Annotated in this window: 18 protein-coding genes and 1 pseudogene; 8 read left to right on the forward strand and 11 right to left on the reverse strand. The window is 47.8% G+C overall.

Annotated elements, in window-relative coordinates; all coding sequences use genetic code 11:
* Positions 1–358: 358 nt before the first annotated feature.
* Positions 359–616: a hypothetical protein gene (locus tag ACXAJH_RS13715; RefSeq protein ID WP_027955811.1), complete on the forward strand. Its 258-nt coding sequence runs from the start codon at positions 359–361 to the stop codon at positions 614–616.
* Positions 617–655: 39 nt separating this feature from the next.
* Here ACXAJH_RS13715 and ACXAJH_RS13720 read toward each other — a convergent pair whose 3' ends face one another.
* On the reverse strand, positions 656–2,857 hold the full coding sequence (locus tag ACXAJH_RS13720; RefSeq protein WP_474994259.1) for a Z1 domain-containing protein: 2,202 nt from the start codon (positions 2,855–2,857) through the stop codon (positions 656–658).
* 71 nt (positions 2,858–2,928) lie between these two features.
* Positions 2,929–3,363, reverse strand: coding sequence for a YkvA family protein (locus ACXAJH_RS13725; RefSeq protein ID WP_474967476.1), 435 nt, complete (start codon positions 3,361–3,363; stop codon positions 2,929–2,931).
* 225 nt (positions 3,364–3,588) lie between these two features.
* Between ACXAJH_RS13725 and ACXAJH_RS13730 the strand changes: the two genes are divergently transcribed.
* Both ACXAJH_RS13730 and ACXAJH_RS13735 read left to right on the forward strand, forming a co-directional pair.
* On the forward strand, positions 3,589–4,848 hold the full coding sequence (locus tag ACXAJH_RS13730; RefSeq protein ID WP_474994261.1) for an ATP-grasp domain-containing protein: 1,260 nt from the start codon (positions 3,589–3,591) through the stop codon (positions 4,846–4,848).
* 30 nt (positions 4,849–4,878) lie between these two features.
* The gene (locus ACXAJH_RS13735) at positions 4,879–6,840 is read left to right on the forward strand and encodes a hypothetical protein (RefSeq protein WP_474994263.1); all 1,962 of its coding nucleotides are present in this window, start codon (positions 4,879–4,881) and stop codon (positions 6,838–6,840) included.
* A 44-nt stretch (positions 6,841–6,884) separates the two neighbouring features.
* Here ACXAJH_RS13735 and ACXAJH_RS13740 read toward each other — a convergent pair whose 3' ends face one another.
* Both ACXAJH_RS13740 and ACXAJH_RS13745 read right to left on the reverse strand, forming a co-directional pair.
* Positions 6,885–7,196 carry a hypothetical protein gene (locus ACXAJH_RS13740; RefSeq protein WP_474967473.1) on the reverse strand — a complete coding sequence of 104 codons (312 nt, stop codon included), beginning with the start codon at positions 7,194–7,196 and terminating at the stop codon, positions 6,885–6,887.
* 85 nt (positions 7,197–7,281) lie between these two features.
* The gene (locus tag ACXAJH_RS13745) at positions 7,282–8,490 is read right to left on the reverse strand and encodes a GNAT family N-acetyltransferase (RefSeq protein WP_474994265.1); all 1,209 of its coding nucleotides are present in this window, start codon (positions 8,488–8,490) and stop codon (positions 7,282–7,284) included.
* A 119-nt stretch (positions 8,491–8,609) separates the two neighbouring features.
* On the opposite strand from ACXAJH_RS13745, the gene ACXAJH_RS13750 reads away from it, so the two are divergent.
* Both ACXAJH_RS13750 and ACXAJH_RS13755 read left to right on the forward strand, forming a co-directional pair.
* Positions 8,610–9,479 (forward strand): dimethylarginine dimethylaminohydrolase family protein, encoded by an 870-nt coding sequence (locus tag ACXAJH_RS13750; protein ID WP_474994267.1) that lies wholly within the window; start codon positions 8,610–8,612, stop codon positions 9,477–9,479.
* A 26-nt stretch (positions 9,480–9,505) separates the two neighbouring features.
* Positions 9,506–10,660 carry a M14 family metallopeptidase gene (locus tag ACXAJH_RS13755; protein ID WP_474994268.1) on the forward strand — a complete coding sequence of 385 codons (1,155 nt, stop codon included), beginning with the start codon at positions 9,506–9,508 and terminating at the stop codon, positions 10,658–10,660.
* Positions 10,661–10,693: 33 nt separating this feature from the next.
* Here ACXAJH_RS13755 and ACXAJH_RS13760 read toward each other — a convergent pair whose 3' ends face one another.
* Positions 10,694–11,545: a pirin family protein gene (locus ACXAJH_RS13760; protein ID WP_474994270.1), complete on the reverse strand. Its 852-nt coding sequence runs from the start codon at positions 11,543–11,545 to the stop codon at positions 10,694–10,696.
* A gap of 60 nt (positions 11,546–11,605) precedes the next feature.
* Positions 11,606–12,034, reverse strand: a complete 429-nt coding sequence (locus ACXAJH_RS13765; protein WP_474994271.1) for a MarR family winged helix-turn-helix transcriptional regulator — start codon at positions 12,032–12,034, stop codon at positions 11,606–11,608.
* Between the two features lie 240 nt (positions 12,035–12,274).
* Between ACXAJH_RS13765 and ACXAJH_RS13770 the strand changes: the two genes are divergently transcribed.
* The 3 genes from ACXAJH_RS13770 to ACXAJH_RS13780 are packed head-to-tail and all read left to right on the forward strand — an operon-like array spanning position 12,275 to position 14,820.
* Positions 12,275–12,820 (forward strand): DUF4247 domain-containing protein, encoded by a 546-nt coding sequence (locus tag ACXAJH_RS13770; RefSeq protein ID WP_474991176.1) that lies wholly within the window; start codon positions 12,275–12,277, stop codon positions 12,818–12,820.
* A gap of 23 nt (positions 12,821–12,843) precedes the next feature.
* The gene (locus ACXAJH_RS13775) at positions 12,844–13,266 is read left to right on the forward strand and encodes a DUF350 domain-containing protein (RefSeq protein ID WP_474967466.1); all 423 of its coding nucleotides are present in this window, start codon (positions 12,844–12,846) and stop codon (positions 13,264–13,266) included.
* 18 nt (positions 13,267–13,284) lie between these two features.
* Complete coding sequence (locus ACXAJH_RS13780) at positions 13,285–14,820, forward strand: polyamine aminopropyltransferase (RefSeq protein WP_474967465.1); 1,536 nt, start codon at positions 13,285–13,287, stop codon at positions 14,818–14,820.
* A gap of 157 nt (positions 14,821–14,977) precedes the next feature.
* On the opposite strand, the pseudogene ACXAJH_RS13785 reads toward ACXAJH_RS13780, so the two are convergent.
* From ACXAJH_RS13785 to ACXAJH_RS13805, 5 genes and pseudogenes are all read right to left on the reverse strand, one after another.
* Positions 14,978–15,100, reverse strand: a pseudogene (locus ACXAJH_RS13785) (transposase); the annotation flags it as partial.
* Positions 15,101–15,419: 319 nt separating this feature from the next.
* Positions 15,420–15,827: a nuclear transport factor 2 family protein gene (locus ACXAJH_RS13790; protein ID WP_474994273.1), complete on the reverse strand. Its 408-nt coding sequence runs from the start codon at positions 15,825–15,827 to the stop codon at positions 15,420–15,422.
* A gap of 137 nt (positions 15,828–15,964) precedes the next feature.
* Positions 15,965–16,834 (reverse strand): amidohydrolase family protein, encoded by an 870-nt coding sequence (locus ACXAJH_RS13795; protein WP_474994275.1) that lies wholly within the window; start codon positions 16,832–16,834, stop codon positions 15,965–15,967.
* Positions 16,831–19,926 carry an N-acetyltransferase family protein gene (locus ACXAJH_RS13800; RefSeq protein WP_474994277.1) on the reverse strand — a complete coding sequence of 1,032 codons (3,096 nt, stop codon included), beginning with the start codon at positions 19,924–19,926 and terminating at the stop codon, positions 16,831–16,833. The genes ACXAJH_RS13795 and ACXAJH_RS13800 overlap by 4 nt, the downstream gene beginning before the upstream one ends.
* A gap of 219 nt (positions 19,927–20,145) precedes the next feature.
* Positions 20,146–20,751, reverse strand: a complete 606-nt coding sequence (locus ACXAJH_RS13805; protein WP_474967462.1) for a sortase — start codon at positions 20,749–20,751, stop codon at positions 20,146–20,148.
* Positions 20,752–20,760: the final 9 nt, after the last annotated feature.

Raw genomic sequence — 20,760 nt, forward strand, 5'->3', positions numbered from 1 at the left:
GCAACCGGCTTCTGTAAATAGAACGCAGCTGCTCGACTATCCAGATTTCAGTTTGTTTGCACATCTGAAAACCGGGGTTGCAGCTTTTACAGGCAGAAGCGTGTGGATGGATAAACAAATGTGGAAAGTTTGTAAAAAAACGATGACAATATGTCACAGAACCCCTCATTCAGCAAGGGGAAGCCATTCGTTCTTCCATAGTTTAACAGGGATTCACATCTCTTAAAAGTACTCTCTCATAAATAGGTCCTTTTTCACGTTTGATTTTTTCGAATAGTTGAAATTATCGACGTCCTCTTATAGTATAATGTCTATAAATGGTTTTCTAGTTTTTTGATTTCCGTAGAGGAGTGAGCACATGTTAAAGGAATCTGACTTCCCGACTCAAGAACTGAAAGAGCAGTGGATCAAAGTACGAAATAAAAAACTGGAGGAAATGGCTCAATACATCCAGCGGTACTTCCACCTTACGAAGGTGAGGGAAAATCCAAGCAGTTATGAGGTTCAAGGCTACTTTTATCAGCCTGGATTCGGAGAAGTGAGAATGGCGTTTGAGTTCAGTTACGAGAACGTCGCCAAATTCACGGATCTATTCGACGAACCGATTGAAAAATAGCAGACAGTAAAAAAAGGACCTTCAAAGAAAGGTCCTTTTTTAATGCTTCCCTTTCACGGTGCGGCCCGCATAAACCGTCGGGGCCGTTTCTGACGGTACTAGGAGGACCGGCCACCAAAACGGAGACCCACGCCACCCCTGTTCTTTTTTTCCTTCCTGTCTCAGCATAATCAGCGCTGGGAAGTTACGGGCGAGACGGCGTGCTTCCGCAAGTTCTCCCTCCCCACGCCCGGGAGTATCCGGGGAATTCTCATAACTGCCATCCTTCTTCAGGCGCTGGATGTTCCTGTTTTTCCTCGCAAGGACCCAGACAAGCGCCTCTTTCCCTGATTCTGCGGTCAAATAGTCCAGAACCCCTTCATATTCATCCATGGAAAAGTCATGCCCCTCTTCCATTTCCAACGTCTCATGAACAAGACTGAGCAGACGTTTCGCTTCTCCGACAGGAACGAGATACGCTCCATCCCGTTCTTTTAAGGCGGCCCTTTTCAATTGAGCCACCCGATCATCCAGCTCCCGAATCTGCTTTTGTATATGGGTCTTATAACCAGTCTGGAACCCGACAGGCAGCATCCGTTTGTGCGGCTTCATGGTGAGCACATTGGAAAGGAGGATTTTGTTCGGACTGCAGGGGATGATTTCTTCGGTACCATCCCTTTGGATAAAGACCACTCCCTGATCATGCCCTCCTCTTTCAAACGCCTGTCTGAGCGCTGAGTCAAACTCATGAATCCTCTTCATCACGGTATATATCCGTGCCGTCGTATAAAAACGGGTAACTGCTAGATCAGCTGCAGGACGGGCCCCGTACATCCGGGAATGCTGCAGTACCGTGTCCTGCTGGAACGACTTCGGGTTTCTTCCATAGAAAAATCCGATCAGATTATGGATGGTCACCCCACGGTCCAGAATCTGTCCTCCGATAAATATATTCATAGGAGCACGCAGCTTCAACTCTCCTTTATAATCCAGCAGATCCTGTACATCTTTTTCAGAATTGACGACACTGCTTACCACGTATTCTTCATTCAAAGAACGACGGACTTCCTCATAAACCTGACTGAAATCCGGTGTCGGCGATTTCTTCAATTTACTCACGGACCGGACCAAATCGTCATAAGCTGCACGGATCAACGTTTGAAATGTGACAGTTTCCTTGTCCGCTCCTTCCGTAAGCAGTTTTTCAAAGCCTTCGATCAGCTCAGCCTGCCAGGCGTGGGCACTCTTCCCACGCTCTGTATGAATGATAAAGGAATACTTCTCTTCGCGTTTTCCCTTCAACCGCTGCTGACAGCGCCGGATGGACGCACCAACGATAAAGTTCACAACGGCCATTCGAATGTTGGATATATTCTTCTGCTCCAGAAGCTGATCCATTTTCACCCGGCGGCCGTCCATCTTCTTCATTACTTCCAGTTCTTTTTCGTTCACTTCATGAAAAAGATAGGAAGCCAGATGATCTTCCTTTTCACTCATTTCAAAGTAGACATCCCCGCCGATATACCGGTTATGAACGGGTACCAGTTCCGTAAAGGACGGACGGATCGGTTCAAACACCTTGCCCTTATGGATCGTCATGTCCTCCGGTTGGAGATACAGCGAATATGGAGTGGCGGTTACCTGTAGAAACGCCGTGTCTTTGATTTTCTTACGGAGCTCATTGATCTTTGTCGCAATCACGCGCATCTGCTTCAGGTTTTGATCCCGCTTATATTCATAAGCGACACTGGCAAAATCCGCTTCATCATCAATGAAGAGAACTCGCTTCTCCTTTAATTGTGGATACTTTTCTTCAAGAGCACCCCGCAGGCGTTCCAAGTTATGTGTCTCTTTCTTCACAATCAGAGCGAGCTTTTGATTCCACTCATATTTTCTGAGATTGTCAGGCATGGACATAATGTCATAGACTCTCATCGCATCCTGGTCTACAGCATCTGAAAATTCTTCGTGAAGGCGGGCATACGTCTGGCGAACGAGAGCGTTCGTTCCTTTCGTTAAAAGGATGACAACATCAAACCCGTTATCATACATCAATCCCATAATCCCTATAAAGGTCCGGGTTTTTCCGGACTGCACTTTTCCAAGAAGCATCCCCGGACGCTGTTCGGAAGTCGCTGATGACGTAAGCTTGGCGGCGGTACGGACCATCGTCTCGCGTACCTGCTGCTTATATTCATTTTTTTTATTCAAATATTTAAAAAAGGCCCCATCTGTTTTGAGGTCCTGCAGGCTTTCAGTCATTATGAAATCTCCTTTTCGCAAAAACAACATTATTATACAGGAGACTTCCACATAAAAAAAGCGGGGATGCCTTAAACACCGGCTTCCCCATTTTCTTCGGGATCCTTCAGTTCATCCTTCGACACATCACGTCCGAAAATTGTACTGACTTTTTCTCCTGCCTGCTCTTTCACATCCTCATCGATATGGGAGAGGACCTGGTAGACCGCATACAAAATGACGGCACTGTCATCTGTAAAACCAACCGCTGGAAGAACATCAGGGATGGCATCCACCGGAAGAATCAAGTAACCAAGCGCACCGGCAATGGTCAACTTTGCCTTCTTCGGTGTATTCGGACTTTGAAAGGCATAGTATAACAACAGGCTGTAATAGACGAGCTGAGTCCCCAGACGGCTGCTGTAACCTTTTAATTTCTTCATCGTTTCGCTTTCTGAAAAATACCCGCGGCTTCGTGCAATCATCTGCTTCGGACGTAAATTCCTCCAAGAACGTGACTCCGACATGCGTTCTCCTCCTTTTTATTTAACATTCACCAATTTATCCTCTCTCAATCATTTCCCAGGAAATAGATCAATCTCCGACAGGAAATACGAGATTTGTAAAACCTTCACTAGTTTTGTCGAACCTCTATCTAACGCTTACAGTTTTCCCTCTACTTTGATACGTTTAACTTACGAATGTCAAAGTTTCCTAAATTTAGATTTTCAATGACAAAGGAGAGGGATCGAATGGAATTGGATCAACTGGAAATGAACACATCAATCGAAGAGGATGAAAAGACGAAGCCTTATTATACTGCACTGGTTGGATGGAGTGTCCAAGCCATTGAAGCGGCCGCACGGATGAACCGCCCGTTCATCGTCGTAGGTCCCGCGGAATTTCAACCGTATGCCGAGAAGCACGATATTCCTTTTGTAGGCTGGGACTTCAATAAACTGAATGAAGGATCGGATCAATTGTATAAGCAGCTCCGGGATATGGGAGCCGAGGTGGCTGTTCCATTATATGAAGAGTGTGTCGAATGGGCCGGGGCGCTGAACGCCAGATTCAGAGAGGATCCGAAAGTCTTCAACCGTTCCCTTCTGCTCCGTGATAAAGGGATGATGAAGCGGAAAGCACAGATTTCCGGTATTAAAGTCGGCGTGTTTGAGGAGGCAAGAGATAAAGAAGATGTGGAACGTTTCTTGAAAAGAGTGAATGAAGCGTTATTGAAGCTTGAAGGCGACCACTATGACCCGATTCACGTGAAACCTCTGGACAAAGCGGGATCTGTCGGTCACTTGGCGGTGTATACAAAAGAAGACATCAACCAGATTCAGGATACAGATTTTCCTCTTTTGATGGAAAGTCATCTGGATGGACAGGAATTCTCCTGTGAAGCGTTCATTCATAAAGGAAAAGTCCAGTTCCTGAATATTACGGAATATGTGCGCCTCGGGTATTCCAATTTCGTTCCTGCCTCTCCTTCTTTGGAAGAAAAACGTCCATTGATCGAAAAGGCTGTGCAGCAGCTTGTGGATGCCTTTGAAATCGAGTACGGCGTGATCCACCCGGAATATTTCATTACGCAGGATGGCACGCTCCACTTCGGTGAAGTGGCGGCGCGTGTACCGGGCGGCCATATTTTCGAACTGATTGAGCGGGCGTACGGTTTCAGTGCGTATGAAGCACAGATCTTATGCAGTGACCCAAGCACGACGGAGGAAGAACTTAAAGAATTTTTCCCTGATCCGTATGATTATCAAAACTATGCGGGGTGCCTGATGGTTCATCCGGGCATCGAATATGTCGAGGATTTAAAGATTCCGGAAGAGCTTGAGGATCATCCCTATTTTGTAAAGCATGATATGTTCACACCGCCACAAGGGAAAGTTGCGGAACGTGTCGGGTTTGGGAACCATTATGGAACTATCTTTTTCTTCGGACGTGACAGTGAAGAAATGCGTGACCTTCTGGAAACGTACGAAACGTATAATTTCTACATTTAAGTTCTCTCAAAAAGAGAAAGGAGTAGTCACATGCCTCAAACCACAGGTGCTCTTGCTGAACGATTCATTTACGCCCTGGACCAGCTGGCCCAGGCTCCTTCCTTTGTAAAATCAAAATATCAGACCGATGTCTATCAGGAAGCCAACCGTTTGATTGACGCAGACGATGGATTTGAAAACCTTTATCAGCATGCCGCACGTTTTGAAGAGGCCGGCGTTTTTCAGGACGGTCCATGGGAATCCGCTGAGAAACTTCAGCCTCCCCTCGTAGGCGGATCTTTGAAAGCCAAAGGGCTGCCTATGATTATCGAAGTGCTGAGCGAGCTGCGGATGCTGGCTATAGCCGAAGGAAAAGCTTCCAATTCGAGTGTGACCCGTACAATGGCTGAAGAGTTCCTCAATGAAGTCATGGTATTGAACCTGAACCTTCTTTTTCCAGATGCCAGCGAAAGTGCGCGGATTGAAAAGCATGAGAATGACGAGAAAGCTGAAAAACTGTTTACGTTTCTTTCCACTCATTTATCGTCGACCGCCCTCATTCAGACCCTTATTCATGAGATTAAACGGCTGACTGCCCAACGCCCTATCATGATCAAGCGGATCGTATCGATGATCAGGATGGCCAAAGAAATGGTCAGCCAGGATACAGAGCAGAATGATACAACAGAATTGAAACAGTTCATAGCTGCGATTGAAGGCCCCTCACCACTGAGCGGGCAGTTCAAGGATGTCCATGCGTACCGCAGCCAGCTGAAGACGATCCCGAGGGCTGACTTGATTTCAGAAAGTGTCGCGCTTGCCACATCGATGCGGGACACCGGTTTAGTCGCTCCCCATCATGCGACACTGCTGAGATTTCTAAGCAAGCAGAATCCTGGTCTGTTAACGTATGCCCTGAGCCTTAACAGTAAGGGCAGTGCCAACCTTGAAGAAAACCGGGAGTTAGTGATCCAGTTGATCCGCTCGTCCATTTTCCCAGGCACGAGACAAGCCATTTACGGACTTGCGATGATGCTTGAACGCGGGGTCCTCTCCCACTCACCCGTAGCCCCGGGACTGCGCAGGCTCATAGAGCTTGATATCCGGCCGGATGTCAGGAATGCACTCTATTCCACAACCAATACCGGGGAAGGTGTTACAGCCAACAGTATTCTCGTCGCCGGCACCATCCAGGTCCTCGGTCAGCCGATGGGGGTCGGGCAAGGATTTAATCCGACCTGTCAGGCCGCGAGAGGAATCAGCTTATGGGCCCAGCATGCCCCTGGATTCCTGCTCGAGATCATTCCGAGAGCAGCCAGAGATGGGGACTTGGATTTCACATTTGAAGGTGCTCAGATCCATTCCAAAGACTTAAAAGGCGGGCTCGCCCCCGATCTTCATAAAGAGCTTGACCCTGTATCCCTCGTACTCGTCCCGCACTTAGATAAAATTTACAGCGAGATGATGACACGTGTTGCCCTCCGCGGAGAAGACGGCCACCGCTGGGTAAACCCGGCTTTTTACGGCAACTGGGTGCAGAAAGGGTTCAGTTCGGTCTTCGATCCCATCACAGGGTATGTTCTGGATTACAACGGATTTATCAAGCTCTTCTATGCGACCCATCATCCAGACTACAATGACGACTATGAATTGATTTATCCGAATCCTGTCGGCATATTCATTACAAATGTCCATGGAAAGCTGCTCGGTCTGCATGCCGTTTCCATTACAAGGATTGCAAAAGACCCGCAGGGCATTTACCGTATCTACTTCTACAACCCGAATAACGACGGCTCCCAGAACTGGGGACAGAATATTGAACCAAGCGTAAACGGGAGTGGAGAACAGGAAGGGGAAAGCTCACTTCCCTTTGATGCATTCACATCAAGGCTGTACGCTTTCCATTACAACCCTTATGAACAGGGAGATGCCTACGCTGTTGAAAACACGATCGTACAGAATATACGTACGCTTGCTCAGGAAAGCTGGGGCAGAGATTATACGTGGGTATAACAAAAACCCGGACTCATTTGATATGAGTCCGGGTTTTTAAAGTTTCACTCCTTATACCCCTCCGTCCCTGAGAAATATTCTTCAAGTAATTCTCCTAAGGTTATCCCCCAGCGATCCATGATCCTCCGCTCAAATCGGGCAATGGAAAATTTCCGCTTCAAATCCAGCGCATGTTCCGACATCCCCATGAAATCAGCCAGAGCTAATAATTCTTTGTAGGCAAGCTTTTCCGTCATCATCGTTCCACAAGCCTTACCATAGGCTTCATACTTCACCCGGGCTGCTTCCAGCACATGAATCAAGGGGCGTGTTTTGAAGTAATGAACAGCTTCTGCCCGTCTGCTCTTTTTATTCACTCCCTCCACTCCGTTCCATCATTTTCCTTAATGTACTATATGTATGCAGAAGGCTCACCGTTCAACATTCCCCTTGCCGTCAGAATTAGAAGAATGTCCAGCATTGCGGTTTTTCGGGTTGGTTGAAAAGATCGACCGGCTTGGATACAGTGGCTCTGCCTGATTTTTCAAGTGCGTTTAATGACACACACCCCATCATTAAGGAGGAAAACGAGCCGATATCAAGTTCTATATGAACCTCCGCCTCCTCTTTGGCCGGGGATGGTCTCCCTGCCGCAAACTGCCAGACAGCTTCATAGGTTTCCCCAAGCAGACTGTCTTTCACTGTCCATCCCACCCGGATTGTATCTCTGCCGAAGGAATGATGGGTAACAGCATCCAGGAAAGCCGGGATATTTATAATGCGGTACATCAGTCCGCGTCCCTGCTCAGCGGTTTTATGGTATATAGAATGAATTAAATGATTCTCTTCGTGGACAGGATTATGTAATGTGAAACTGAAATCTTCATCAAACGTCGGAAATCTGACCGATTGGACCTGGTCTTTCTGATTATGCAGCTGGGTTAAAAGAGATTGATAAGCTTCCTTCGTCGTATAGAAAAAGTTTTTGATGTGCAGGTCGTTTTCAAGGAAGTGCCCTCCTGCCTTGAATTCGAACGTCATATACCCTTCCAGTCTTCCATTATTCCGAACCCCGATCGTATGTTGCTCCGGCTTCTCTAAAAAAGCAAAACCATAAGGAGGGATATCCGTGGCGCCATGGGTCCGGCCGGCCCAGGTCTGGTAGCAGGTATGAACCTCCTCTACGTGATCAGCGGTGAGCATCTGAACGTCCAGGCTCGGTTGAAAACCCGGGAGTTGAGCAGGATGAAACTGATAGACAGACAACGCCGGGCCGATCCCAAAGCCCATTTTTTGATAGAAGGACGGCTGAAAAGGATAAAGGTGCGTCACTATACGTCCATCTTTTCTGGCATCCAGTAAAAACTTCGTAATGATCCGCTTGGCGTGTCCCTGTTTTTTGTAAGGAAGATCTACGGCTACCGTGCCTATCCCTGCGCCTTCTACTTTACGGTCATACACTTGAATCCTATGATCGTAAGCAAAATAACCTCCAATAAGGGAGGAGCCGTCGTACAATCCTACTGGATGGACATCTTCGTACCCGGAAATCTTCCTGCGGTGAGTGGTATAGCGCTCCTGGTCCTCCGCTGTCAAAAGGTTCATTCCGGGATAACACCGGCGGGAGAGGTCTGTAAATGCTTCAAAGTCCTTTAATTGTTTAAACTCCATGAAATGCCTCCTTTATTATTCCACTCTACCATTTTCTCTCATTACGATTTGGAAATCTATTGTTTCGGCTGTTCAGAGATGGGGAAACATAAATCAACGAAAGAATGGAGGTTTGTCCCGTGAAAGATACGGCTGCTAGAACAGCATTCAACTGTTCCACTGAATACGGTCAACTGCTGAACGTACTCGTCTCGGAGCCCCGTCATATGAGAATTGAAACTAAAATCAATGAAACACAGAAACATTATGAGGAAATACAGACGAATGCAGCGTTACAGCAGCACAGGGATTTTGTCCACCTTCTAAAAGCGGAGGGGATTACCGTCCACCTGCTCCCCTCTAAATCCAGCCTGCATGAACAAGTTTTCACAAGAGATATCGGCTTCGTCATCGGTTCTCATTTCTACACCAGTTCTATGAAAGAAGATGTCCGTAAAGGTGAAACGAGTGAATTAACGGCCTGGATGAACAGCCGTGACACGAATGACATCCGTACTTTTCACCATCCGATAGAAGGCGGCGACGTCCTCGTCGATGGAAACACAATCTGGATTGGTCACAGCGGGCGTACTTCGATGGAAGCTGTTCAAGAACTCAAACAGCAGGAACCGGATAGAGATGTGAACGTTCTTTCACTTGCGGATGGAATCCTTCATCTGGACTGTGTATTGAATATCCTGGATGCTCACACAGCCATCGCTTATCCAGAAGCGTTTACAGATGAGGGTTGGCAGATGATCCGGGATCGGTTCGAGGTCATCCCTGTCACAAAGGACGAAACGTTCCATATGGGTCCCAATGTGCTTTCGATTGGCAGAAACAAAGTGATCAGCCTCTCCCTTCACACCCGGTTGAATGAGATCTTGGAAGAGAAAGGGTTCGAAGTGCTCCCCATTGATTTTTCAGAAATTATTAAATCCGGCGGGGCTTTCCGCTGCTGCACCCTCCCTTTGTATCGGGAAGATCCAAGAGATGCATCTGTTCAATGATTATATAAAGAAAGGTGGTTGGTTTCATGGATACGCAACAATATTTCAGTAAAACATATCAAGAATCGCGCGATCGTTTTCGGAAGCTGCTTCCTCAGGTAAAAAAACAGTGGCCACAGGCTTCCCTTCATACCGAATACATCGGAAATGAAGAAGATTTAACCATCGACTTCATTTATGCCGATGCCACTGTAAACAATGATCAGGTCATGTTCATGACGACAGGTGAACACGGAATCGAAGGATACGCGGGAGCGGCCGTTATAAAAATGTTTGTCGAAAAGCACCTATCCGGCATGGATGCGGATCATACAGGATTATGCCTCGTCCACAGCATTAACCCTTGGGGGATGAAGCATTTCCGCAGGGTCACAGAAAATAATGTGGACTTAAACCGGAATTATATTTATAAGACTGAACATGTGCCTGAGGATTTGAACACAAACTATCGTGATGCAAGCCGTCTGTTCCAGCCGAATGGCAGCTTAAAGGAAATTCCAAGAGAAAAGACAGCTCTCTATGAATATTTGACCAAAGGAATGGCAGAACAGGGATACAAAGCCGTGAAGTCCGCCAAGGGCATGGGACAGTATGAATTTGAAAAGGGCGTTTATTATGGAGGAAAAGAAGAAGAATTGTCTGCTTCCATTATGAAAGCGTGGCAGAGGAAAATGCTGAATGACTACAGCCGGGTGATCCATATGGACTGGCACACAGCGCTCGGGCCGACCAATGAAGTGACGATGGTGATTTCAGAACTTGAAGAAAGAGATGTAGATACACTGAAAGAAGATTATCATATGGAGAACATCGAAAAATTCAGTCCCTCAAAAGTCAAAGGTGATTCAACCAATCACTTTTATGAACTGCAGCAAAATGAGTTTCCTGAACGCAGTCTTTTATCGGCGCTGTTCGAGTTCGGTACATTCGGGACAAGCCGCGAGGCGGAGCTTAGAGAGTTCACAACGATTATTCTGGAAAATGAACTGTACTGGGAAGGTGCCGAACACGAAGAAGACCGGCGATGGATCCTGCAGGAACTTCGGAACATGTTCTACCCTGTAGAGCAGGAATGGCGTGAGGCGGTACTCACAGAAGCAGAAAAAGTGATTATATCCGTCATGAAACGCGAAAGTATGGTAAACGATCTGTCAGCAGTAACTTCGATAACTAAAGCCTGAGAGCCAGCTGCCTCTCAGGCTTTTCTGCGTCCTTTATACAGCTGGAGGTCCGAACTTACCCTTTCGGAAATCTTCAAAAGCCTGCTCGATCTCCTCCATGGAATTCATCACGAAAGGACCATACGGGACAATTTCCTCGCGGATCGGTTTTCCAGAATAAACAAGCACTTTAGTGCGCCGTTTTTTGGAACGGATCGTCAGAGTACTATCCTCTTCTCCATTTTCACGGAAAGTAAGCAGGCCGGCTTCGTGTTTTCTCATCACCTGTTTTCCGGGCCCGGTTTCGGCTTCTCCTGCCAGCACGTAAACAAAAGCATTATGGTTTTCAGGCAGGGACATCGTATAGGAAGCCCCTTCTCCCATCGTCCATTCCGTCAACGTAATAGGAACGATGGAATCGAGAGGGCCGGTCACTCCTGCGGTATTTCCAGAGAACACTTTTACACTGCCTCCGTCAAAAGGAACGACAGGGGCATCCTCCTGATAGACGTTCTGATACAACGTATCGGATTGCTTCTGATCCTTCGGAAGATTCAACCACAGCTGGAGCGTATGGGCAATATCATCTTCCACCCCATCTTCTGCGTGACGGGCCGACCACCCGGCATTCATATACTGAACGTCACCAGGTTCAAGAATTTCACGGCCTCCTGCGTTATCTATATGCTCGAGCCTGCCATCCACAACATAAGTCACCGTTTGAAAGCCTCTATGGGGATGATCGGGAAAGGTGCCCTTTTTGAACCAGTCTTCCGCCATCAGGATGAATGGATCAAAATCACGCCATCGTTCGACAGGAAGCACCCAGCCTTTCTGTACAGCCGGAAACCCCATCTCCGTGTATTCGACTCTCCACTTCTCCTTGAGTTCTCTTTGGAATGTCATCCAACCATCCTTTCTTCCATTTAGTTGCTACGCATACTATATTGGCAAAAAAAGGGACCCTTACCTTTTTATATTGTTCAGGATTTTTGTCAGCACTTGGTCCAGATGTACCAAATCCTGCTCACTCAGTCCATCCGTCACATCCGCGTTGAATGCTTCAGAAACAGGGACGACTTCTTCTTTCAATTTCCGCCCATCCTCGGTCAGATATACCTCGAGGGAACGACGGTCGCTCGGGCAGAATTTCCGTTCAATAAAGCCTTTCCCTTCGAGATTCCCTACCATTCTGGCAATATTCGTCTTATCTTTTCCAAGTTTTTCAGACAGCTGGTTTTGAGTCAGTCCGTCTTTTTCCCACAAGAGCATCATGACTAGATTTTGTTCAGGTGCAAGGTTGTAGGGCTGAAGGCGTGATTTGATTTCACTTGTCAGCTTCAAGTCTGTCTGGTGGAGCTTGATGCTGATGTAGTCCTCGACACGTAAGTTCATGGCATCTCTTCTTTCTCTGTCTAAGCTGCAGTTCCTCCGTTCAGTATAAGGTCTGATACCTCTCGAAGTCAAAAGACCTGAACCATCATAAATGAAACGTTATTGAGTCCTCGTTCGTACACAAGTATAATGAAAGAGGATGATATGGGAAAATGTCCCTGGGTCCGCCTGCTTAAACGGCTTTGAAACACCCACGGCTTTTTCAACCGAATTTTACTACAGCTGTCAGGAGGTGAACCAATGAAGAGATGGATCAGCTACAGTTTTTTCCTTGTTTTGATCATCATGGGAGGTTGTTCCTCCGTGCAGGGAGCGGTTGACAACACGTATCCCCTGGAGGACATCGTCTATGACGACAGGGAAAACAAATCTGAAATATACCGGGCTTCCAATCAAACGGTAACTACGGTCGCCAATCAGATCATGGATACAAACGAACCGATGTACGAAGCCTCGAAAAACGACCGTCACCTTATGATTTATGATGATCTGCTTGTGCAGGTTTTTGAAGACCCGAAAGACGCCAATGATTCTCTCGTCGAAATGTCTGGAGAAGAATTTGTACGAAACAACTACTCCACTGCCTTCTTTTCTGATTACGGCATTGCCCGAGAGGCTGAAGAGGAATTTGATATGGATTTTGAATCCAGGGGTGGAGGATTCCTATATACCGGGTACATCCTCGGCGGCGGTTATGTGAAGAACAGTGGAAAGCTTCCGACCTTGAAATATTCCTCGGATTCACCGGGTGGTATTCGTGGTGGAGGACCAGGAACAGGAAAATAATGAAAGACAGGAGTGTTTGATTTATGTTTGCCTTTGAATTTTCAGAGATCCTTGATGCCACAGAACTGATGCTCACCCTTGTGTACTGGGTGCTCATGCTCCTTATTGCCGGGATCTGCATGGCCGTTTTTGAAAAATTCACCCCCTACGATGACCGTCAGGAGCTGCTGAACGGAAATGTAGCTGTCGGTACACAGTTTGCTGGTAAATTGATCGGCCTCGGCATCATCACACAAGCGTCCATTGCCCACAACTTGAGCATCTGGGGCGCAGCTATCTGGATTTTGATCGGATTTGTATTAATGATTGCCGGTTATTACCTCTTTGAACTGGTCACCCCTTTCAAAGCAGAAGACGAAATCCGTAAAAACAACGTAGCGGTTGCAATCGTTGCGGCTGCCGTGAGCATTTTCATCGGCTTTGCCGTGGCAGGCAGCATTACGTAAACCTGCGGGAGGTACTTTATGAACGCCCAGAGATACTTATATTTATCATCAGGAATTGTCTCCATCTGCGGAATCGTCTTTCAAGTTCTCTACGGGGCGGCTGGAAGCTACTTGTTCGGGGACAGTGTCCTTTACTACTGCATTACCATCGGCCTTTTTTTAATGGCGATGGGGATTGGGGCGGCTGTTAGTGAACGTTTGAAAAACCGGCTTGTGACCCGGTTCGTGCAGGCCGAGTTTTTGATTGCCATCATCGGCGGTTTTTCTGTTTTTGGTCTGTTCTTTTTCTCTTCCTTCTTCGATCAGGGAACCGCCCAGGTTTATTTGTATATCGTGATTTCCCTGACGGGTTTCCTGACCGGATTAGAACTGCCGATTTTAATCAGGCGGGTGCAGGACATACGGGCGGATATCAGCAAAAGCACGGCCCGTGTTTTATTTTTTGACTATGCAGGAAGCTTGATCGGATCCATCGGGTTCGCTCTTCTCCTGAGGCCCGCACTGGGACTGATCAAAACGGCCTTCTTAGTCGCCGCGATCAACGCGGTCATTGCCTTATTCCTTACGTTCTATTTTCGTAAAGAAATCCACCGTCCGGCTCTTCATAAGCTGAGTGGTGTACTTATTCTGCTTCTGCTCGGTTGGGGCTTTCTTTTTGGTGAAAAATATGCCGCAGCCTTTGAGCAGAGGGTGTATGCCGATCCGGTGATTTATGCTGAAGATACCCAATATCAACGGATCATCCTGACCAAGGAGCCGAACGATGTACGTCTTTATTTGAATGGACAGCTGCAGTTCTCAGAAAGTGATGAGTACCGCTACCATGAAGCCCTTGTCCATATTCCCATGGCCCTTGCCGAACAGAAAAGGAACGTCCTTATTCTTGGAGGCGGCGATGGTCTCGCTGTTCGGGAAGTGTTGAAACATGAACAGGTGGAAGACATCACACTCGTAGACCTCGATCCGGAAATGACGGATCTGGCCAACACCCATCATGAGCTGCTCCGCCTAAACGAAGGTGCCCTCAAAGATGACCGTGTTAAGGTCGTTCACGCTGATGCTTTTCAGTATCTGCAGGAAAATGAAGAGTTCTATGATGTCATCATCGGAGACCTTCCCGACCCGAACAATGAGGGATTGAATAAATTGTATACCACTCAATTTTATTCGCTCGTCCGTAACCATCTTGCCCCCGGCGGTAAAATCAGCATGCAGTCCACGAGCCCTGTTTTTGCACCTAAAGTATTCTGGACGATCCACGAAACGATGAAGGAAACTGGATTGTATACGGATAGTTACCATCTGGATGTACCAAGTTTCGGAAACTGGGGGTTCACACTGGCCTCACGGGAAGAAATCAATCTCGACAACCTGGAGGTCTCAGACAACCTGTCCTTCTTAAATGAGGAGACCGCACGTGCTTTGTTCGCGTTCGGCAATGATACAGATGCTTTGATTGAGGAAGAGAACGGAGAGACCTTTGATATCCCCGTTAATACGTTGAACCGCCCCGTCCTCATTCAGTTGTATCAAAAAGCCTGGCAGGATTATTAAATTCCAAAAAAGAAGCACACAATTGTGTGCTTCAGCTTGTAGAGAAACCTCTGTTTCTTTACAAGCTTTTTTCTTTCTTACCGCGAGGAGCGAAAGCCCCTTGGGACTTCTTTAACATCGAAAAAGACTCTCCTTCCCCCCCGCTCGCCCTTGCTGGATGGAGGACAACCTTTTTCATATTCCGGCAGGCAGCCGTCATCAGCGTCTGTTCTTTCCCTTTTTGTTTTCCACGCAAGCGGGAATAGCGCAGCCCATGCCGTTCTTTTGAATCTGCGAACCTGCTTCGTGCACAATTTCTCCTCTATATTCTAACGTCGGCACGAGAAGCGTTCGGTGGTGATGCCTGCGGGAACAGCACGGGCCGAAGATCCACTTGGGCAGGCGATCTTCCTGACCAAGTCAGCTGAGGACGTGCCCGCGGCATTCATCCACCGATAAAAGGAAAATGACCCTTCCCACGACAAATGGACAACTCGAACTGGTTAACACAGGCTTTTTCTACAGTCAAAGCACACCGTTGTGTGCTTCTTTTTTAATACATACAGTCATAAACGCGGAGCAGTCGTTCCACCAAATGATGACGAATCCGTATTTCAGAATCAGCTGGAGCTCGACGGGAGTGGGATGAGATAGGAGGTAATCTCCTTCAGCTGAGCCTTTTTTCCTGCACTTGTAAACAGATAAACATCGCAGAATCCATACTGCCGGCCGCTCTGCATGAGGATCGTTCCGTTCGCAGATCCGGTTCTTCCATGCGTGATAATCTGATCAAAATGAAGCCCGCTGACTTTGTATTCCGTCATTGATTTCAGTTCCTCAGCAAACGCCGCTTTCCCTTGGATGACATAAGTTTCCCCAATGATCCTCCATATCACATCATCAGTCACTTGATCCAGAATATAGGCGGCATCTCCTGTTGCGAAAGCCTCGTTAAAAGCTTTCAGCCATTGCTTTTTCGGCGCATTTCCACAGTCTTCCATACCCGTGACATCGACCGTATGTGTCATAGTCATCCTCCTTTTATAATCGTCACACCCACGACGACAGCCCGTATTTTTCTTCTCCTGTGCCAATCACCGATAATTTTCTACTATAATAGTAGCATAGAAATCCTAATTCCATCCGAAAAAAACGGACGGTGGATTCACCGTCCGCTTGTTCCATTTTCAATGAAAGCCCGAAGCTTCGGAAATAACCGCAGCGCATTACGGTAAAAGACATCTTCCATATGACGGGAGGGGATCAAATCCCCAATGCATGCCGCATAATCCCCGATCGGCACAAGCGGCCAATCAGACCCAAACAAAAGCTTTTCATAGTGTTCACAATAAGTGAGCGCATGACGGATGTGATCAAAATGCCTGCCCCGTCTTTTTTCTTCCACTTCCCCTCCGGCTCCGACGATCCACCCGGAAAGATCTGCGTACATATTCGGATTTTTATAGACCACTTCTGCTCCCGTCAACACCCATGGATCCCCAAGATGAGCCATCATAAACTGGACATCTCTTCTCATGACTGCCGCTTCATCAAGGGTAAGCGGATGGGAATATTTCAACAATCCACGCTCGGAATACGTATCGCCGGTATGCAGGACAACAGGAACTCGGTAAGCTGCAGCCAGATCATACACCGGTTGATAAACCGCATCACAGGCATAAAAGGGGTAGTAGCCTAAATAGATTTTCACCCCCACCGATTCAGGTTTCTGCAGTTCTTTTTCAAGGGCATCAAGCCCTGATCCATCGAGTTTCCAAGGATTAACTCCGGGGCAGACCGCCACTTGACCCGGGGGTTCTTCTAAATCCAGAAGCATCGGTGTCGATGCATGACGGGCAGGGAATTCCTCGTGCTCCGTTTCTGTCACTCCCATTCCGATACAGGCTTCAATGCGGTTGTCTTTCATCTCCTTTTCCAATCCACCTGCACAATAATGAACGTGTGAGAGCTTTTCAGCTGTTTCTTTAAAGCTTCCAATATTGGAAAAATGAATATGCGCATCAATGATTTTCACGAGGGAGAATCCTTTTTTGGAAACGCCAGTCCATAAAACAAGTGATGGGCCTGGGTATTTTCTTCACCCCCGCCGTACAGAAAAGCAGGAGAAGTCTGGAAACCCCTTCCTTCTGCAGCACTCCAGTTCTGTACAGACTCCAGGTACATCACATCCTGATTCACGTAGCTGCCCGCTTCTTTACTCGCTTGTGGATGAAGAAACGTCATCTTCTTCTCGTGTTCATCAGAACCTATCCACACAGCTGATGTATTTTCCAATTCATATTCCTCTACACCGGCGTAATACGTATGGAAAACCCCGCTTCCCGGGAATTTCAAATAACAGCCGTCCAGTTCCTTTCCGGGCTTGAGGAAAGTCTCAAGATTCACCTTCTCTTCATAAAACGTACGATGCACAGGTGGGACAATCTCAGCGAAGACCACCAGGACAGGCACACCTGGAAGGGTAAGGACATACTGACGGAGGGTCAGTCCTCTCATCCTTTCATGTTCCTGCAGGGTTGTAGATAATAACAGGCCGCTCCACGTATGGCCGAGTGAATCCGTCCGGTCTGTCCGTGATATGAGGGTATCTTCTTTCATCATGGAATAAGCACTCACTTCCGGGAGCGCAAAACGCAGCCCACCGCCCCATGGATTCCACCAGCTTTTCGGTCCCGCCTCCGGGTATTGATGGTGAAGCATTTCCTGACCCTCATACACCAACGAGTATATGCCGGGAAAATAGGAGGCGGAAGCATGGAAGGATAATCCATCATTTTCCACGGTCCACACACCGCTGCGGCTGGTGACTTCTACTGACTTTTCCCCTGTTACAAGCTGGCAGGTGTGGAGAGCAGCTGCTTGTCCTTTGGAGCGGAAGCGGCCATGGATCGAATGAATCCCTGGGGACGAATGCTCCATCATGATTTCCATTTTCGTACGCTTTTGTTCAACTGTGGTTTCCTCCCGATACGTTTCCCCATCCTGACGAATCGTTAATGAGCCGTGAAGATACGGAGTCAGCAGGGAGCGGAAGGTGTAGGGGACCCGTTCTCCTGCGCGGGATATAAAACGCTGCCCGGCTGCTTCCAGCGCGAACAGCGGGTATTCCTTCAAGTGTTTCCCGTCTTCACCTCTGACAAGGGAACGCCAGTCTTTCCAGCCGGCTGTAGCATTGAAGCCGACTTTTATCGGGCCCAGGATGCGTTTTTCCTGTTCCTCCAGTTCACCTGATTCAAACACGATGGCAAAACGCCAGTCGTCTCCTCTTCCTCTGGCTTCCTCCGGCCAAGCGAGGGCTTTCGTGTCTCCACAGGAATTTTTTGAAAACAGCCATGGTTCCGATATCTCTTCATCTCGCAGGTATTCGGTAAAAGGAATCGATGCTTCCCTATTCACAATGACTCCGTCTCTATAAGGAATGACCAGCTGCTTGTACATCGGGTAAACCGGAATCTGCAGGTGAACGCTTTCCTTCGCCGGTCCCTGGTTGATGATTTCGTGATGGACCTCCACCACACCATCGCCAAAAATTTTGATATACGTGTTGAGCAGAAGGCCTGTAAACGCTTCGGATTCAAGTGTCGTTTTCAAAACAAAAGCTTCCGGGAGTTCGATGAATTCCACCGTGGACGCTTCTTTTTTTGAAAATTCCTGACTGAAGGGTCTTCCCAGGTGAGGAGTCATCAGCTTTACAGGATCTTCGTTGGACCGAATCGATCCGACTTCGATAAACTGGTTCCGTTTCTCCATTTCTGCATAGTACGGACCGTTAAAACCAAACCACTTCGTTTCTGTTTCTCCTCCGAATTTAGCTCCATGGCCCGGAAAAGCGTAGGAAAGGCTGGCGGTGAATTCAAAGGAAGACCTGCCCTCTTCTTCGACGGCAACTGAAATCTCTTCTTTCAAAAATCCGTTTTTCCGAAGGGTGATGGGAACAGGGACGGAAACACGGGCACCGCCGTCTATATCCACCTGTATGCTGGGTGTGTGCCACTCCAGCACGTCCTGATCCGGAAGACGAACCGTCCATACTGAAGGCTTCTCCAGGTGACTTTCCATATCCAGATACAACGAACCTTCCTGTCCCGGTCTCCAGCTTGGCTGGACAGTTCGTACCGTGACGTCTCCTGCCTTGATTGGATACACGCCCATTTTCAATGGAACGGACCAGCCGTTTATGTGGACGGTTGTTTCAACTACAGGGTGGGTTTTCCAAGGACTCGGCTTCTGTTCCGGGACCGTCACCTCGACATCCCCGTTCACCGTTACTTCCTTCTCCACCGTAGTGATCATCGGGAGGCGATGGTCCACGAGTTCTGATGACACCCCTTCCAAATGGAACGTGGCTGGGGCTTCCTGTTTGTTGACGACATGAATGCAGGTAGCGTAGGTTTCATTTTCCCGTAGTTTAAAGTCAGGAAGATCCATCTGTATGGAGAAATCATCTGTTTCAATCAAATGAATGCCTCGGCCTGTCCGTTCAAACTGGATCCTGACAAAACGGCCGTCCGGTGCCTGCCATTTATATTCATAAACGGTATGCTTTCCAGCCTGTTGTCCATCCGGCTTTACTTCAATCGGGCGCTGGCTGGTGCTGTACCAGTCATGATCCTGAAAGAATGGACGGAGGACCTCCATTTGCAGCACCTGTGGAATGAAGTTCATCAAGTGAGTCGTATCATCCCGCTCCTCCCAGAAAAATCCGCATTTTTTATAGAGAGGGACCGCCTTAGTGTTGCCCGGCCATGTAAACAAGTCCAGACGCGGCCATCCATAGGCAACCGTTTGATCGATCGCTTTCCTCAATAGCTTGCGCCCGATCTTTCTTCCATGATAATCCGGATGAACGTTCAACAGCGGGATATATAAAGCTTCCTGATCTTCCCTGTACTCCGACAGTCCACAGTAACCGACGACTTTACCGCCGTCGAGCGCGAGGAACAGATTCAGGTTCGTAGAGGCGTTTTCCTTTTCCTTTACATCCTCCGCCGTTGTGACGACCAGGTCTCCTCCCCATTCTCCACGGCTTTCGTTCCACATCTCAGCTGTACTTTCCGCCAACCCATCATGATATTCAACAATGGTTAGATCACCTAAAGTCTTCAATACCGACTCCTCCAGTTCATGATTGATTCAAGACAATAGAGACGATTTACCTTCCTTGTCAAAGGGAGTGAGAATGTTCCTCATACGCATCAGCCTTTCTGTTATGTAAGAAATCACGATCTCTTTTAGTGTATGGTTTTCCACGCACGGAGTAAAGAATATTCAGAAAGGTTAACAAAAAGAAAAGCCTCTTCCCAATGGAAAGAGGCAGCGCTAAGCTTAAGGCAGTTCGTGTCTTTTTACAAACTCAGCCTGCACGATAAAACGTTCAGGAGCTGAGCCGATGAAGTCAAAAGGATAGCACGTCGTCAAAGTTAATGTGGGAGAGTCTTTTTTCACGATGACAGACGTATCTTGTTCATCCGTCACCCAGATCCGGTTAATCTGGTACTCGTATTCATAGCCTCCTTCTGTAAGGTAAAGGAAGTCCCCAGGAACAAGACCGTCGAGGCCGCGGAAGACCGTTTCTCTGTGGCCAGCAAGCGCAGTATGTCCCTTTTCAGACGGAAGAGTCGTATACGACGTATCATACAGGCCGACGCCTTCTTTCAATGTGCTGTCCCCTGTCCCGAAAAACACAGGATAACGCCTTCCGAGTTTAGGAATCGTAAGCTCTCCGATTTCCCCGCCTTCTTGATAGCTTCCGACGGTTTCTGCAGCGACGAAATCTTCGGATGGAGATGGTCCGCTCTCCGGAGAATATGAAACATCCTGCATCTCTGCATCATAAACAGCGACACGACTTTCCGACCACCATTGGAAGCCATTCCAAAATACCAGCACCAATCCCAGCAGCAATAAGGCAACGCTCAGCTTTTGAATCATCGGACCTCT

It is taken from the genome of Halobacillus sp. ABD4_316 (assembly GCF_056161385.1).

Excerpts from the sequence above, each read along its gene's own strand:
- ACXAJH_RS13765 (WP_474994271.1), bottom strand. The coding sequence starts at position 12,034 with ATGAACTTACGTGTCGAGGACTACATCAGCATCAAGCTCCACCAGACA.
- ACXAJH_RS13760 (WP_474994270.1), bottom strand. The coding sequence starts at position 11,545 with ATGACATTCCAAAGAGAACTCAAGGAGAAGTGGAGAGTCGAATACACG.
- ACXAJH_RS13790 (WP_474994273.1), bottom strand. The coding sequence starts at position 15,827 with ATGACACATACGGTCGATGTCACGGGTATGGAAGACTGTGGAAATGCG.
- ACXAJH_RS13735 (WP_474994263.1), top strand. The coding sequence starts at position 4,879 with ATGCCTCAAACCACAGGTGCTCTTGCTGAACGATTCATTTACGCCCTG.
- ACXAJH_RS13780 (WP_474967465.1), top strand. The coding sequence starts at position 13,285 with ATGAACGCCCAGAGATACTTATATTTATCATCAGGAATTGTCTCCATC.
- ACXAJH_RS13775 (WP_474967466.1), top strand. The coding sequence starts at position 12,844 with ATGTTTGCCTTTGAATTTTCAGAGATCCTTGATGCCACAGAACTGATG.
- ACXAJH_RS13720 (WP_474994259.1), bottom strand. The coding sequence starts at position 2,857 with ATGACTGAAAGCCTGCAGGACCTCAAAACAGATGGGGCCTTTTTTAAA.
- ACXAJH_RS13725 (WP_474967476.1), bottom strand. The coding sequence starts at position 3,363 with ATGTCGGAGTCACGTTCTTGGAGGAATTTACGTCCGAAGCAGATGATT.
- ACXAJH_RS13745 (WP_474994265.1), bottom strand. The coding sequence starts at position 8,490 with ATGGAGTTTAAACAATTAAAGGACTTTGAAGCATTTACAGACCTCTCC.
- ACXAJH_RS13755 (WP_474994268.1), top strand. The coding sequence starts at position 9,506 with ATGGATACGCAACAATATTTCAGTAAAACATATCAAGAATCGCGCGAT.
- ACXAJH_RS13805 (WP_474967462.1), bottom strand. The coding sequence starts at position 20,751 with ATGATTCAAAAGCTGAGCGTTGCCTTATTGCTGCTGGGATTGGTGCTG.
- ACXAJH_RS13730 (WP_474994261.1), top strand. The coding sequence starts at position 3,589 with ATGGAATTGGATCAACTGGAAATGAACACATCAATCGAAGAGGATGAA.
- ACXAJH_RS13770 (WP_474991176.1), top strand. The coding sequence starts at position 12,275 with ATGAAGAGATGGATCAGCTACAGTTTTTTCCTTGTTTTGATCATCATG.
- ACXAJH_RS13715 (WP_027955811.1), top strand. The coding sequence starts at position 359 with ATGTTAAAGGAATCTGACTTCCCGACTCAAGAACTGAAAGAGCAGTGG.